The sequence below is a fragment of the Pseudomonas sp. SWRI50 genome (assembly GCF_014269095.1).
GTDB lineage: Bacteria > Pseudomonadota > Gammaproteobacteria > Pseudomonadales > Pseudomonadaceae > Aquipseudomonas > Aquipseudomonas kermanshahensis.
The window spans coordinates 84,511-99,065 of sequence record NZ_JABWRW010000017.1 but is presented as its reverse complement, the minus strand read 5'-3'; the positions used below and the strand labels follow the sequence as shown (position 1 = coordinate 99,065).

Below are 14,555 nucleotides of genomic sequence, written 5' to 3'. Positions count from 1 at the left end.
CGAACCATGTGCGGAATTACAGGCTGGGTGGACTACACCCGCGACCTCGCGCAACAGCGCCAGGTGCTCGGCGCCCTGACCGATACCCTGGCCTTGCGCGGGCCGGATGCCAGCGGCAGCTGGCAGCACCGCAACGCCTTGCTGGGGCATCGGCGCCTGGCCATCATCGACCTGAGCGGTGGCGTGCAGCCCATGACCTACCGCTTCGCCACGGGTGAGGAAGTCGCACTGGTGTACACCGGCGAGGTCTATAACCACCATGCTCTGCGCGAGCGGTTGCGCCAGGCCGGGCATGTGTTTAAAACACGCAGCGACACCGAGGTGGTGCTGCACGCCTACCTGGAGTGGGGCGAGCTGTGCTGCGACCATCTCAATGGCATGTTCGCCTTCGCCGTGTTCGATGGGCGCGATGGCCACTTTCTGCTGGTGCGTGACCGCTTGGGGGTCAAGCCGCTGTACTATGCCCGTCACCAGCAGGGGCTGCTGTTCGGCTCTGAGATCAAGGCGATTCTTGCTCACCCCGAGGTTGCCAGCACCCTGGACGCGGTCGGCTTGGTGGATGCCTTGAGCCTGTCCCGTGGCACCACCCGCACGGCCTTTCGCGGGGTCAGCGAATTGCCGCCGGGGCATCGGTTGTCCTGGCGGCCCCAGGGGCAGGTGAAGATCAGCCGCTACTGGCAGTTGCAACGCCGTGAGCATCAGGACGACCTGACGACCACGGTCGAACACACCCGCGAGCTGCTCGACAATGCCTTGGGCGAGCAGTTGCATGCTGATGTGCCGGTTTGCTCGCTGCTGTCCGGTGGCCTGGACTCGACCCTGCTGACCGCCATGGCGCAACAGCGGTTAGTGGCCGAGCAGGGCGGGGCGGTGAATTCGTTCTCGGTGGATTTCGTCGGCCAGGCCGAGCAGTTTCAGAGTGATGCGTTTCGCCCCGAACGTGACCAGCCTTATGCCCTGGCGGCGGCCCAGTATATTGGCAGCCGGCACCAGACCATCCTCATCGACAACCGGGAGTTGGTGTCGGACCCGGCCCGCCTGGCGGTGTATCGCGCCAACGACAGCGCGGCCACCTTCGGCGACGTAGACACCTCGTTGTACCTGTTGTTCAAGGCGATCCGCGCGCATTCCACGGTGGCCATCTCCGGTGAGGCGGCAGATGAAGTGTTTGGGGGCTACGCCTGGTTCCGCGACCCGCAGGCCGTGGCCGCAGCGCGCTTCCCTTGGTTGTCGCGCATGCAACTGCTGCAGCCCGAGCTGATCAACCCTGAGTTCAACCGGGCCTGCGATTTTGCCCAGTATCAGGACAGCTGTTATCACCAGGCCCTGGACAGCGTCGAGCATCTGTCAGGGGACAGCCCGCAGGAACGGCGCATGCGCGAAATCTGCCACATGCACCTGCAGCGCTGGCTGCCGATTCTGCTCGACCGCAAGGACCGCCTGAGCATGGCCGCGAGCCTTGAGGTGCGGGTGCCGTTCACTGATCATTCACTGGTGGAGTACGTGTACAACGTGCCGTGGTCGATCAAGGGCAAGGATGGCGAGGAAAAATGGCTGCTCAAGCAGGCCGGCGCCGACCGGGTTCCGCCTGCGGTGTTGCAACGGCGCAAAAGCCCGTACCCAACGTCGGCGAACCTGGCCTATGAGCGCTTTCTGCGCGAGCGCATTCGGCAGTTGCTGAAGGCGCCAGACAGGCCCGTGTTCCAGGTCATCGACCACGGCCGGCTGGCCGCCGAGTTGCGCCAGCCCGAGGGCTATTTCAACTCGCAACTGCGGCGTAACAACCTGGAGACGGCCCTGGCGCTGGACACCTGGCTACGTGAGTACCGGTTGACGGTGTAGGGCTACAGGATCAGAGGGTTCTGCAGGGTGTCGCTGAAGCGCTTCGGCGCGCCCTGGTCGAGCATGGCGATGAAACTGCCCAGGGCCGGCGAAGCGTTCTGGATGTTCCAGTTCATGTACAGGCCCATGGTTGGGGTGGGCTGGTCCTTGATCGGGCGGATCGGGCGGAATTGCACGCGCTCACGCAGCGTCGAGTAAGCGATCGATTCCGGCACCAGGGCCACGCCGAAGCCACAGGCGACCAGGCCGATCAGGGTGTGGATCTGCGCCGCCTCCTGCACCACCTTGGGGTAGAAACCGGCCGATTCGCACAGGGCGATCAACTGGCTGTGGTAGCCACTGCCCAGGGCTTGCGGGGTGAAGACGAAGTCCTCTTCGGCAAAGTCGCGCAGGTCGACCAGCGGCTGATGGGCCCTGGCGTGGTTGGCGGGCAGGGCCATGATGATCTGCTCGTTGAGCAACAGCCGCGACTCGATGGTATCGGGCGGCATCGGCAGCTTGCGCATGAAACCGATGTCGGCTTCGCCGGCCATCAAGGCCTTGGCCTGCGAGGCTGAGGGCATCTCGCGGATGGTCAGGCGCACATTCGGGTAGACCTCGCGGAACCTGCGCAAGGTCGTGAGCAGCGACTCGTAATACGCAATGGAGATGGCCGTGATGGTCAGCTTGCCGCAGATCCCTTCCGAGACATTGCGCGCGTACTCGATGCCTTGCTCCAGCTCTTTGAGCGTGCGGTAGGCGGTTTCCAGAAAGGCCATGCCAGCGGCAGTCAGCTTGACCCCGCGCTTGTTGCGCAGAAACAGGCTGAAGCCGAGCTTTTCTTCAAGGCGGTTGATCGCTTGGCTCAGGGGCGGCTGCGCCATGTGCAGGCGGATGGCGGCCTTGTGGAAGTGCAGTTCTTCGGCCACGGCGATGAACTGCCTGAGCAAACGTGTCTCGATCATTCTATGTTCCTTCATCGACTTGCCGGGGTGCCTGGCAGGCGCCCCCCCTGCAAGGCGGCCATCATAGTGCGTGGCCACCGAGTGACAAAGCCTCGGTGATATCCCTGAGATATCAAAGTTGCATGCTTTTAATATTAAGTCATTGATTTTTTTATTGTTATCCTAAAAAAGGAGAATCGAAGGTGCCCTGCAATGCCAATCACAGACCCATTCAAGAACAAAGTCGCGATCATCACCGGTGCTGCTCGGGGCTGGGCCTGGCTTACGCCATGGCACTGGCCGAGCGAGGCGCCCGCGTGGTCATCAGCGACCTGGGGACTGACCGGGCAGGCCAGGGCGAGGACCCGTCGGCGCTGGCCCAGGCACTCGCGGCCCTGCAGGCCAAGGGCTACAACGCGATCGCCCATGCCGGGCAACTGGAAGACGAAGGCGCCTGCCAACAATTGATCGAGCTGGCCATCGCGCAGTTTGGCGCACTGGATATCCTCATTCACAATGCAGGCTGGGTCGATTACCAGGGCATCGAAGCGCAGGAAGAAGCCTTTCTTCAGCGCGCGCTGGGCATCAGCGTGCACGCCCCGGTGTGGCTGGCCAAGCATGCCTGGAAGTACCTCAAGCATTCCGCCGCCCCGCGCGTGGTGCTGACCACCTCGGACCGCGCCATGTACCAGCGCTATTCGCAGCCGGGGCTGGTGGCCTATTCAGCCGGCAAGATGGCCCAGGTCGGCATCATGAACGCCTTGAGCATGGAAGGGATGGAGCACGGCATCCTGGTCAATGCCATCTCGCCCGTGGCCAAGACTCGCATGTGGGGCGTGACCCAGGCACCGGAAGAGCTCAAGCCCGAATGGGTCACCCCAGGGTTGTTGTACCTGGCCAGCTCGCTGTGCCGCGATACGGGCTACATCCTGCGTGCCAGCAACGGGCAGTTCACCGCCACCCGTTTCACCGAGAACAGCGGCGTCAGCTACCCACGCGACCTGGCGCGGGTACAGGCGGGCAACTTCAAGGAAGTGGCCGAACGCTGGAGCCGCATCAAGGAATGCCACTACGTACCGGTCAAGGTCGCCAACACCCGCGCCGACCTGGGCGAGAGCCCGGTTTGGGACGCGCGCAGCGGCGCGCTGTACTTCGTCGATATCACCGATGGGCGCATCAATCGGTTGAACCCGGACGGCGAGGTCGAAAGCCTGTATGAGTCGGCCGCACGCATTGGCGCCCTGGCCCTGACCGACCAGGGCAACCTAATCTTCACCGAGGATTCCAGTGTCGCCATTCTGGACGTGAACGCGCGCAAGGTGCGGCAATACTCCGTGCCGGTTCACCCGCGTTCCACCTACCGTTTCAACGATGGTGCCTGCGACCCCCAGGGCCGTTTCGTCAGCGGCCTGATGGACGAAGCCCCAAGTGGCAAGACCGGCGCCTTGTTCCGTTTCGACGCGGAACTGAGCGACCAGGTGATCCACGATGGCATGGCGCTGCCTAACGGGCTGGCCTGGTCGGAAGACGGGCACAGCGTTTACTTCGTCGACTCGGTCGCCCGCGCCATCTACCGCGCCGTGTACCTGCCCGAAGGCCGCTTGACCGAGGTTACGCTGTTTGCCGAAACGCCTGCCGAGCTGGGGCGCCCAGATGGCATTGCGCTAGACCGCGAAGGCGGGCTGTGGGTGTGCCAGTTCAATGGCAGTTGCCTGCTGCGTTACGACCGTCACGGCCACCTGACCGACCAGGTGGTGATGCCGGTGACGCGCCCGACCAGTTGCTGCTTTGGCGGTGAAGGGATGACCACCTTGTATATCACCACCGCGCGGTTCGGCATGAACGCTGTGGAGCTGCGGCACTACCCGGATGCCGGCGACCTCTATGCAATTCGCCCGGAAATCGGCGGCATTGCGCGCCACGCCTTCAAGGAATGATGTTGTGCACCTGGCTGGCCGGTAACACGGCCAACTCGCCAAAGCGTTGCGCCGAGTCAATGTAGCGCAGTGCTGACTTGGCGTCCTTCCAACCCACGTAGCTCATCAACGACTTCAGTTCCCAACCATTGGCCGTGGCCCACGTGGCGAAACCACGGCGCAGCGAGTGGCCGGTGTACAACGCCGCCGGTACCCCGGCACGCTCGAGCATGCGCCGGAGCAGCCCAACCAGGCTGTTGCTGTTGAGCGGCGTGTCGCTGAGGTTGCCCCAGCGGTCGAGCTTGCGAAACACTGGGCCATGGGCGATGCCAGCCACTTCGATCCACTGCAGGTACGCGCTGACCGGGCACAATGCCTTGAGTGCTGGCGTGCGGTGCTGCACGCCAAGTGCTTCGCGGTCACCCTTGCTGCGAGGCAGGAACAAGGTGATACCGACACCGGCTTCAGCCTGGATATGCTCGACGCGCAGGCGCGCCAGCTCATCCCCCCGAAACCCTCGCCAAAACCCCAGCAACAGCAGCGCCGTGTCGCGACGCGCTCGGCGCAGGGTAGTCAAGTCATGGCATTCGCGTGCCTGGCGGGCTTCGTCCTCGAAGCATTGCACGGCGGTTTGCAGGTGTTGCAGCAACAGCGGTGCAGCCTGTTTTGGCGGTGTCGGGTGCAGGGTGCGAATACCGCGCAGTACCTGGCGCACCAGCGGCGCCTTGGTCGGGTCGGGGAAGCCCTGGCTGATGTGCCATTGGCTGAGGGCCGCGAGGCGTTGACGCAAAGTGCTCACCGCGTGCTGCTCGGCGTGGTCGGCCAGGTAACGGGCCACGCCCTCGGCGGTGGCGGGCAGAAAGCCACCCCACTGGGTCTCGAAATGGTCGATGGCAGCCTGGTAGCTGCGCCGCGTGTTGTCACGGGTGGCGGCGCGGACGTAGCGCTCGATGTCGGTCATGGTGCTGCGTTCATCCTCATCCAACGTCCCCATGATATTGGGTATTCAGTATATCGCCGGCTGTAGGGAAATGGACAAATTGATCCGGCTCCCAGGATTGAAGACTGGTAAATTTACCAGTTACCTCTCAGGGAGGGCAGCGGTAAGCTCAAGCATACAGTTCAGTCGACGGTGGGCAGCATGGTTCTCGAAACACAATACTTTTATCAAGGCAGCCACCCAAGTGTTGTGATGAGCACCAGGGGGAAGTTTGTTTTCGTTCGTAGTGGACCTCTGCCGTTGGCTGAGTTTCGGCATGACGAGACCTTAAGCCGTACGTTATTACTGGCTTGTGATGGCAACCACTCGGTACTTGATCGGTCCGATCATACGGCTCACCCACTTGAACCTTGTCGCTACACAGCCTATGGGCATGACAACAATGCCCTCAGTACGAGACTCGGCTTTAATGGGGAGCTACAACGCCTGCAGGAGCATCTTTACCTATTAGGCAATGGCACACGCATTTACAGTCCATCCCTCATGCGCTTCTATACGCCAGATTCTTTTAGCCCTTTCGGTGCAGGCGGTTTCAATGCCTACATCTACTGCAGTAACGATCCGGTAAATTATACGGATCCCTCGGGGCACGCGGGGAAACCCAGAGGAATGAATACGCCAGAAAGAATCCACCCTCCCAGTTCCCCCATTGGCGCACCGCTCTCGACGCCTAGTTGGGATGCTAGTTGGGATGAGGGTTTATATCCTCTGCCATCTCCTGCTGCCATACCTACCTCCCCAGTGCCCGCGCCGGCTGTTTCAAACAGTCCCGTAGCAAGCCCCCTCGCACAGACGGGTAGGCAATCACCCGATCCCGTAACAATCCCCCCCGCACAGATGGGTAGGCAATCACCCGTTCCCGGAACTTCCTCAGCTTTGTATCAACCACTTGGGCCGCTCGTCAGGCGTTACGGTTTTACAATGACTAAAGAGGGCATTGCAATAGCCCAGGTCCCAGCGTTGCTGAGGTGGAACGATTCTATGACTACCTCCGTGGGAAAATTAAGTGTTGAGCAAACTAAGTTGGCTCGCAAGTTAGTGATCGAAGGTAAAATGCAGGGTTCATCTGGAAATATAGAATGGCACAAGTTGGGCTTTATTGTTGAAGTGCCTGTCCGCAAGGGCATCTGGCAATCAGTATTGGCCAAAGCGAAAAGACTACGGAAATCTAATTAGTTGCGGGCCGTGCAGCGGTATAAGTAGGTTGATGACGGTAAGATTATTTGCCATCAAGGTTTCGCTGTATCCGCCAAAGGCGTCTGCAAGCGTGTGGTTTCTTCTTCGATGTAGGTCATCAGCGCAGCGACCTCGGCATCGCCCAGGCGCATGTTGGGCATCGCCAGGCGGTTGTATTGCTCGTACAGCAGCATCGCCAGTGGGTCTTTTTGCGCAAGCATCTGATCTGGCTCTTTCAGCCAGCGGCTCAGCCAGCGGGCATCGCGTTGCCGGGTCACGCCTAACAGGTCGGGGCCGATGCCCCGTTGCACGCCTGGCTCGGCGTCGCCCAGGGTATGGCAGGAAGAGCAGCGGGTGCGGAAGATCTGCTCGCCGCTGCTGGGCGAGCGGACTTCCGGCGCATGGGCGTAGTCGTTGGCCATGGCACTGGCTTGCTTCCAGTTGTGCAAGCTGTTGCCCAGGCGGTCGGCGAGGATGTAGGGGCTCTCGAAGGGCGAGGCTTTCATCCAGCGGCCGGTGGCCTGGTTGCCGATGATCAGGCTCAGGTTGTGGTCTTTGGAGCGGCCGTTTTCCAGGCCTTCTATGTACAGGCCCAAGCTTCTGCGCAATTGCTCGATATCGGCAGGCTCGCCGGTAAGCAAGGTCCAGCCAGGCCCAATGGCGAATTTTTCGGCGTAACGTTTGAGGGTGGCCGGCGTGTCGTTGTAGGGGTCGATGCTGATGGAGTAGAGGAATATGTCCTTGCCGACCCGGTCGCCGAGGATTTTCTGCACCTGGCGCAGGCGCGCGGTTTCCACCGGGCAGGAGTCGGAGCAGCCGCTGAAGATGAAGTTGATGGCGACGACCTTGTCTTTGATCAGGTCATCGAAGAAGTGCACTTTTTCACCGTCCTGGGTCAGCAGGGGGGTATTGGGGAAGTAGTCGGCGCCCCAGGGGGTGGCGGTTTCTTGGGGTGGGGCTTGCCGGGGTTGCACGGGCCAGAACGGGATGCTGGCAGCGAACAGCGACAGCACGAGCAGAACACGCCATGAGCCAGTCATGAAGTCGTCCTCCGTAAAAGATCCTACACAAACCGTTGTAGGAGCAGCCTTGCGCTGCGAAAAGGCCAGTGAAAGCACCGAAATTGCATTGTGTTGTCACTGGCCTCTTCGCAGCACAAGGCTGCTCCTACAGCTGATTTGCCTACTTGATGCTGATTGGCGCTGTCACGCTTTGCCCCAGCGTCGACGTCACGGTCGCTGTCGCCGGTGTTGCTGGCCCGTTGCCGGTAGTGGTGGCCGACAACCTCCAACGGGCACCTGTGGTGGCCGCGGTCAGCGTGGCAGCACCCAGGTTCAACGGCCCGCTGGTGGTGGCCACCGTCACGTTGATGGCATTGCCGGTAGCCACCGAGGTGGTGCCCGCCAACTCCCAGGTGTAGCGGTTGCCGCTGCGTACTTGCACCGAGGCACTGCTGACCTGGATGTTGTCGACCGGTACTGCCGGGCTCACCGCGATGCTGACCGCCGCCGGGGCGACCGACTCGGCACCCTTGGCGTCGCGCGCCGAGTAGTTGAAGCTGGCGGTAAACGGTTTGGCGACGGTGGCCGGTGGGGTGTAGGTCACCGTGGTGCCGTCGGTGCTGGTGGTACCCATGCCCGAATCCGGCTGGCTGAGGCCAATGACGGTCAAGGGCAGGTTGCGCTCGGGGTCGGTGTCATTGGCCAGCACATTGAGCGTGATCGCCTTGCCGGCCATGGTGGCAGCACTGTCGTTGACCGCAACCGGTGGCTTGTTGGTATCGTCGTTATCATTGTGGCCAGACGTACGGAAAGTCGGTAGGCCTACAGAAGCGACATATTCCACACCGTCCCAACCCGGCAACGGGGTAGGCATCACCTGGAACTGGCCAGGGTGTTCCAGGTCCCAGCGCAGCAGCATCGACGAGTCTTCGTGCTGGGTGTTGTGGCAGTGCTCCATGTAGGTGCCGGCAAACTCGCGGAAGCGGATGGCCATTTCCACTTCTTCCGACGAATCGGCATCCGGCCCGATGCGGTAGACGTCCTTACGCGCCCACTTTTCCCACTCTGGCGGTGCCTTGCCGTCGCGGCTGAGCACGATGCCTTCCTCGAAGTGCACATGCACCGGGTGGCTCCAGCCGTTGCCGCCGTTCTTGATCTTCCACACTTCCAGGGTGCCGTCGCCGCTAAAGCCGCCTTGGGTGGCTTCGCTGGCCAGTTGCGGCGCTGCGTTGATGCGACGTGGGTCCATGCTGTAGCCGAAGCCGCCATCGGTCTTGATGGTCCAAGGGTCGGTGTCGGTGCCGTCTGAACGGCCGAAGATGAACTCGCGGTGGCGGGCATCCTTGAGCTTGGCCTGGTCGGCCACAGCGTTGCGGTCGAGGGTCAGCGGGATCATCTTCAGGCCTGCGGCCTTGCCCGGCTTGGCCGGTTCATAAGCGACTGGGTCCATGCTCAGGTCCTGGCCGCTGTAGGGTTGCACCAACAGTTGCAGGAACTTGCCCACCACCGGGTCGCCTTGGTCCCACTGCGGGCCCTTGCTGGTCTGCTTGATGACCGCCTTGTATTTCTCCGACAGCACGTCCGCCAGCGAAATAGCCTGGTTCGGGCCCTTGCCTGACTGGTGTTCCATCAGGTTGACGAAGTACAGCTTGTCGCCTGCCTTGATGCCGTTCTTGGCGAAGTTGATGATGATGTCGTAACGCTCGGCGATGGCTTGCAGCGGCAGAATGCCGTTGTTGTCCTTGAGGTCACCGTCACCGTTGAGGTCCAGGGTGCCGTCGAATGGCACGGCATGTTCCATGATGTTGCCGTCGTTGGCGATCATGTGGAACGGCACGCGGGCATACGACACATTGGAGCCAGTCGGCCCCTTGAATTCGCCACTGCTGCCAGCGATTTCACGCACCACGGCAAATTTGAAGTAGCGCGACACCGACCCATTGAGGATGCGGAAACGGTAGCTACGCGCCCGTACTTTCAGCTTGGGTTGGTACTGCCAGTTGACCAGGATCTGGTCGCCGAGGAAGCCGTCGGTGTTGAACGGGTTGAACCACAATTGGCCGTTGGCATCCCAGGCTTTGTCGGCAATCACCAGGTTGACGTCGTAGTCGCGGTTGCCCCACGGCATGGCCGAACCACTGGGGAAGCGCAGGTTGACGCCATCCTGCAGGGCCTCGTTGCCGCGGTCCAGGGCGCTGTAGTAGTTCATCATCACGGCGTTGCCTTTGTAGACGTTCTGCGCCGTGAAATCCATCATGTGGTCGTGGAACCAATGGGTACTCATGGTTTCGCGCCAGTCGCCACGAATCTTGATGCTGCCGTTTTCGCAGGTTTTAAGGCCCGGCGAGGCGTCGTTGACGTACAGCGTTTCGCCCGGTGAGCAGGGGAACGCCGCGCGCGGGTCCTGGGCGCGGGTGTTGATGGTGTCGTAACCGGCCAACTGCACCGGCCACCGGTAGTCGTAGTACTGGCCGGGAAAGAAGTAGGCGTTGGCAAAGCCATCGCTTTCGGCCGGGGAGTGGCCGTTGTGCTCGTGGGTGGAGATGGTGTGCAGGCCAAAGCCGCCGTTGGCCGACGGGTCGATCGGCAAGGCGTTGTAATGGCGCATCAAGATCGGCTGACCATAGCGGACCATCAGCAGCTTGGGCGGGAAGGTGCCGTCGAAGGTCCACAGCGATTTGTGGTTTTGTAGAGGGAAACTTGGGTGGAAGCGGGTGTCGATGCCCTTGGTGGTGCCCAACGTGGTGGGGATGTCCGAGGTCTGGTAGTACAGCCCGCCCGGCGCGAACTCGCCGACCGCATAGTTGTGCATTTGCTTGCGGTCACGCAACCCTAGGTTGATGCGTGCGCCAGCTTGGGCGGTCTTGAACGCAGCCTGAGGGTAGAACTCGTTCCAACGCTGATGGGACCAGCCTTTTCCTGGGGGGCGGCCTTCAGCCGGCGAGCCGACCGGGTGGCGGTTGAGAAACATCTCGATCTGCGCCTTCCGGGTCCAGCGACGTACCTGGGTCTTGTGGCACGAAGCCGACCAGCCGGCCACGACGGGTTTGCCAGTCGCGCTCATTGAAGGTGTCGAGTGCCTGGCCCTGCAGCCACAGTTGGCCGTTTTGCCGTGCTGTAGCCGGCAGCAGACCCGCCAGGGCGGCAGCGGTGGTGGACTTGCCTGAGCCGGACTCGCCGACCAGGCAGACGATTTCGCCCGCGCCAATCTCCAGGTCCAACGCCTGTACGGCGGGTTGTTGGCTGCCGGGGTAGTCGACGCGGAACTGGCGGATACGAACCAGTGGCGAACTCATCACGCTGCTCCTTGAAGTTGTTGCAGGCTACGCGCCAGGTGTTGAGTAGCCAGGACCACCGCAGCCACCACCAGGCCCGGCAAGGTGGTGTACCACCAGGCGACGACCATGTAGTTGCGCCCCTCGGCGATCAGCAAGCCCCATTCCGGCTGGGGCGGCGGCGCGCCGAAGCCCAGAAAGCTAAGCGCCGAGACGGCCAGCACAGCGCTGGCGAATTCCAGTGCGGCCAGGGCCAGCAACGGCCCCGCGGCATGTGGCAGCACGTGGCGGCAAAGGTTGGTCCAACTGCCAACCCCGGCCACCTGCGCCGCTTCGACAAAGCTGCGGCGGCGCCAGCGCAAGACTTCGCCACGGGCGAGGCGGGCGAACATCGCCACCGAGGAAAGCCCCACGGCGAGGGCGATTTCCAGCGTGCCGAAACCCAGGGCGGTGACGATGGCCATCGCCAACAACAAGGCAGGAATCGCCATCAGGACTTCCACCCCCATCACCAGCAGCCGGTCGGCGACGCCACCGAACCAGCCGGCAATGCCCCCCAGCAGGCTGCCGGCGACCAGGGCGATCAGTACCGCGATGCTGGTGGCCTGCAGCGACAGTGCCGCGCCATGCACACAACGCGCATACAGGTCGCGGCCCAGGTGGTCCGTGCCGAACCAGTGGTCGGCGGAGGGGGCTTGCAGGGCCTGGCGTGGGTCAGCCAGCAGCGGGTCGGCGCTGCTGAACAGGTTCGGCCAGAAGGCCCAGCCCAGCACCACGATGAACAAGGCCACGCTCAGCGTCAGTGGCAGGCTGGGCCAGCGCACCGGGCGTGCCAAGCGGTAGGCAGGTTGCAGGATCATAGGCGGCTTCCTTGGCGGATACGGGGGTCGAGCAACGGGTAGGCCAGGTCGGTCAGCACGTTGGTCAGCACGTACAAGGCGGCGGCCAGCAGTACTACGCCCTGGACCACAGCGATGTCCTGGCTGGCAACAGCACCTTGGGCCAAGCGCCCGATGCCATCACGGGAGAACACGGTTTCAGTCACCACCGCGCCGGCCAGCAGATTGCCCAGCAGGGTGCCGGCCAGGCTCAGCAAGGGGATCGCTGCGTTGTGCAGAATATGCCCGCCAAGCAGCCGCCATGGCCCGACACCCTTGCTGCGCAGGGCCTGAACAAAGGGCTGTTGGCTGACCGTGACGATCGAGCGGCCAAGCACCTGGGCGATCATCGCCGCGCACGGCAGGGCCAAGGTCACGGCCGGCAGAACCAGGCTGGCCAGGCCTTGCCCACCCATGGCCGGCAACCAGTGCAGTTGAAAGGAAAACAGTTGCAGCAGCACCAGCCCGACCCAGAAGGTCGGCAGCGACACCACCACAGCGGGGGCATTGTGCAGCACGCTCTGCAACGGTCGCTGGCGCACGCGATGGGCCGCGAGCGCTAGGCAGATGCCCAGTGGCAGCGCCAGGCCAAGCGCCGTCAAGGCCAACGCCAGCGTGGCCGGCAATGCCGCTGCAAGGGCTGCGTTGACCGGCTTGCCGGTCTGCAGCGAAGTACCCAGGTCTAGCTGCAGCAACCGCCACAGGGCACCGGTGTACTGCTGCCAGAGGCTGCCGTCGAGGTGATAGCGAGCGCGCAGCTCAGCGACCTTGACCGGGTCTGCCGAGCCCGGTTCGCCGCTTTGCGCCAGCAGGATCGCTACCGGGTCACCGGGCAGCCCATAAAGGATGGCAAACGACAGGCTAAACGCTGCCCACAGCACCAGCAGTGACTGGGCCAGGCGCCACAGGTGCGCGGGGTGATGGTTCAGGGCGTTCATCGGTCAGTGACTCCCCGGCTGTGCCAGCCAGGTGTCGTAGAACTGCAAGCGGGTCGAGGCCTCGTAATGCAGGCCGCGCACCGCATCGCGGAACGCCGTGACCGTAGCGGCCTCGACCAGCGGGATCACGTGGCCCTGCTCGAGCAGCTCGCGGCTGGCCTGGTGGATCAACGCTCCGCGCCTTTGCACATCGAGGCTGGCGGCCGAATCGATCAGGGTCTGGTCCAGTGCCAGCGGGCCTCGCACGTTGACGTTGCGCCCGCTGGCGAGGAACACCGTGCGCAGCACGTCCGGGTCGGCGCGGGTCAGGTTGAAGAACCACAGTTCGTAGTTCAGCGATGCCTGCAGCAGGCTGACTTGGCCGATGGTGGACTTGTTCAGGCGCAGCTCGATGCCGGCCTGGCGCAGTTGCTGCTGTACCAATTCCAGCACCGGTGTGCTGGCCTGCCAGTAGTCGAGGGCAAAGCTCAAGCGCTTGCCTTCACGCTGCCGCCAACCGTCGGCGCCCTTGTGCCAGCCGGCGCTGTCCAGCAATTGGCCGGCACCTTGTGGGTCGTAGGCGAGCACCGCGCTTAGGTCCTGGTAGTAGGGCGTGCTACTGGCGAGCACGGAACTTGCTGGTTTCTGGTAGCGGGAGATCACGCCCTTGAACTGGCTGCGGTCGATCGCCTTGTTCAGTGCCTGACGCACCTTGGCATCGTCCAGCGGCGGGCGGGACTCGTTGGGCGTCAGGTTGAAGACGATGCCTGGGTTGGACCGCGCGATGGACGCAATACCCTGGGCCTGCAGCACCGCTTCGTCCTGTACCGGCACGCTGGTGTTCACGTCGATTTGCCCGGACAGCAGGCTGCCCAGGCGCACACCGGACTCGGGCAGGATGTGAAACTCGATAGCCTCCAGCCAGGCACGGCCCTTGTGTTCGGCCAGCGAAGACGGCCAGGCGTAATCGGCGCGGGCCTCGATGCGCACCAGGCGGTTGTGCTCGAAGCTTTTTACGTTGAATGGCCCGGAGCCCACCAAGGCGCCCTGACAGCGTTGTTCGGCGCTACGTGCCAGGGTACTGGGTGCCAGCAGCCCCAGGCTCATGGTCGAGGTCGCCTGAAGGAACTGCGCGTTGGCCTGTTTGAAGCGGATGCGCACGCTCAGCGGCCCAATGACTTCGACGGTTTCAAGGCCAGCCAAGTAAGTGCTGGCCAGTTGTGCCTGGGCACCGAGGGCGACGATGGCCTCGAAATTGGCCTTGACCGCTGCGGCGTCCAGCACGCTGCCGTCGCTGAAGGTCACCCCTTCACGCAGGTGAAAGGTGAACTGGCGCGAGTCGTCGCTGACTTCCCAGCGCTCGGCCAGCCAGGGCACTATCTCGGCGGTCTGCGGGTCTTGGTCGGTCAGCGAGTCCACCAGTTGCCGGCCAACGTTGAGGGCGGTGTTGTTGCCCGCCTGTTGCGGGTCGATGCAGTTGGGGTCGCCGTCGAACGCCACCCGCAGCACGCCGCCATGCTGCGGCTGCGCCGGGGCGCCCGTGTTGGCCTGCTGCACGCTTTTACCATCGCAGCCGGCCAGGCTCAGGGCGATGGCCAGGCTCAGTGTCGCCAGGGGTCGGAACATG

10 protein-coding genes and 3 pseudogenes are annotated in these 14,555 nt (G+C 63.0%); 5 read left to right on the top strand and 8 right to left on the bottom strand.

The annotated features are described in order from the left end of the window. Nucleotides 1-6 precede the first annotated feature (6 nt). On the top strand, nt 7-1,842 hold the full coding sequence (gene asnB, locus HU750_RS18335) for an asparagine synthase (glutamine-hydrolyzing) (RefSeq protein WP_186681622.1): 1,836 nt from the start codon (nt 7-9) through the stop codon (nt 1,840-1,842). Between the two features lie 2 nt (nt 1,843-1,844). Here asnB and HU750_RS18330 read toward each other — a convergent pair whose 3' ends face one another. After that, entirely contained in the window at nt 1,845-2,786 is a 942-nt protein-coding gene (locus tag HU750_RS18330) for a LysR family transcriptional regulator (protein ID WP_027595404.1), read from the bottom strand. Between the two features lie 269 nt (nt 2,787-3,055). Between HU750_RS18330 and HU750_RS27430 the strand changes: the two are divergent. After that, nucleotides 3,056-3,577, top strand: a pseudogene (locus HU750_RS27430) (SDR family NAD(P)-dependent oxidoreductase); the annotation flags it as partial. Nucleotides 3,578-3,649: 72 nt separating this feature from the next. Further along, nucleotides 3,650-4,702, top strand: coding sequence for an SMP-30/gluconolactonase/LRE family protein (locus tag HU750_RS18325; RefSeq protein ID WP_420876201.1), 1,053 nt, complete (start codon nt 3,650-3,652; stop codon nt 4,700-4,702). On the opposite strand, the gene HU750_RS18320 is transcribed toward HU750_RS18325, so the two are convergent. Further along, nucleotides 4,692-5,675, bottom strand: a complete 984-nt coding sequence (locus HU750_RS18320) for a site-specific integrase (RefSeq protein WP_202883854.1) — start codon at nt 5,673-5,675, stop codon at nt 4,692-4,694. The genes HU750_RS18325 and HU750_RS18320 overlap by 11 nt on opposite strands. A 147-nt stretch (nt 5,676-5,822) precedes the next feature. Between HU750_RS18320 and HU750_RS27220 the strand changes: the two are divergent. Together HU750_RS27220 and HU750_RS27215 are read left to right on the top strand one after the other, a co-directional pair. Next, nucleotides 5,823-6,260, top strand: a pseudogene (locus tag HU750_RS27220) (RHS repeat-associated core domain-containing protein); the annotation flags it as partial. 402 nt (nt 6,261-6,662) lie between these two features. Then, complete coding sequence (locus tag HU750_RS27215; protein ID WP_225935773.1) at nt 6,663-6,857, top strand: hypothetical protein; 195 nt, start codon at nt 6,663-6,665, stop codon at nt 6,855-6,857. Between the two features lie 53 nt (nt 6,858-6,910). Here the strand turns inward: HU750_RS27215 and HU750_RS18310 are convergent, their stop codons facing one another. The 6 genes and pseudogenes from HU750_RS18310 to HU750_RS18285 form a co-directional block, all read right to left on the bottom strand. Continuing rightward, nucleotides 6,911-7,897 (bottom strand): SCO family protein, encoded by a 987-nt coding sequence (locus tag HU750_RS18310; protein WP_186681618.1) that lies wholly within the window; start codon nt 7,895-7,897, stop codon nt 6,911-6,913. A gap of 142 nt (nt 7,898-8,039) precedes the next feature. Then, nucleotides 8,040-10,844 (bottom strand): annotated as a pseudogene (locus HU750_RS18305) (Ig-like domain-containing protein); the annotation flags it as partial. Beyond that, a complete protein-coding gene (locus HU750_RS18300; protein WP_238348920.1) occupies nt 10,792-11,154 on the bottom strand; it encodes an ATP-binding cassette domain-containing protein in 363 nt (120 codons plus the stop codon). The pseudogene HU750_RS18305 and the gene HU750_RS18300, both read right to left, overlap by 53 nt. Continuing rightward, on the bottom strand, nt 11,154-11,993 hold the full coding sequence (locus HU750_RS18295; RefSeq protein ID WP_186681616.1) for an ABC transporter permease: 840 nt from the start codon (nt 11,991-11,993) through the stop codon (nt 11,154-11,156). Before HU750_RS18295 ends, HU750_RS18300 begins: the two co-directional genes overlap by 1 nt. After that, the gene (locus HU750_RS18290) at nt 11,990-12,949 is read right to left on the bottom strand and encodes an ABC transporter permease (protein WP_186681613.1); all 960 of its coding nucleotides are present in this window, start codon (nt 12,947-12,949) and stop codon (nt 11,990-11,992) included. Before HU750_RS18290 ends, HU750_RS18295 begins: the two co-directional genes overlap by 4 nt. Before the next feature lie 3 nt (nt 12,950-12,952). Continuing rightward, nucleotides 12,953-14,554, bottom strand: coding sequence for an ABC transporter substrate-binding protein (locus HU750_RS18285; RefSeq protein WP_186681610.1), 1,602 nt, complete (start codon nt 14,552-14,554; stop codon nt 12,953-12,955). Nucleotide 14,555: the final 1 nt, after the last annotated feature.

Excerpts from the sequence above, each read along its gene's own strand:
- HU750_RS18285 (WP_186681610.1), bottom strand. The coding sequence starts at position 14,554 with ATGTTCCGACCCCTGGCGACACTGAGCCTGGCCATCGCCCTGAGCCTG.
- asnB (WP_186681622.1), top strand. The coding sequence starts at position 7 with ATGTGCGGAATTACAGGCTGGGTGGACTACACCCGCGACCTCGCGCAA.
- HU750_RS18310 (WP_186681618.1), bottom strand. The coding sequence starts at position 7,897 with ATGACTGGCTCATGGCGTGTTCTGCTCGTGCTGTCGCTGTTCGCTGCC.
- HU750_RS27215 (WP_225935773.1), top strand. The coding sequence starts at position 6,663 with ATGACTACCTCCGTGGGAAAATTAAGTGTTGAGCAAACTAAGTTGGCT.
- HU750_RS18330 (WP_027595404.1), bottom strand. The coding sequence starts at position 2,786 with ATGATCGAGACACGTTTGCTCAGGCAGTTCATCGCCGTGGCCGAAGAA.
- HU750_RS18300 (WP_238348920.1), bottom strand. The coding sequence starts at position 11,154 with ATGAGTTCGCCACTGGTTCGTATCCGCCAGTTCCGCGTCGACTACCCC.
- HU750_RS18295 (WP_186681616.1), bottom strand. The coding sequence starts at position 11,993 with ATGATCCTGCAACCTGCCTACCGCTTGGCACGCCCGGTGCGCTGGCCC.
- HU750_RS18290 (WP_186681613.1), bottom strand. The coding sequence starts at position 12,949 with ATGAACGCCCTGAACCATCACCCCGCGCACCTGTGGCGCCTGGCCCAG.
- HU750_RS18320 (WP_202883854.1), bottom strand. The coding sequence starts at position 5,675 with ATGGGGACGTTGGATGAGGATGAACGCAGCACCATGACCGACATCGAG.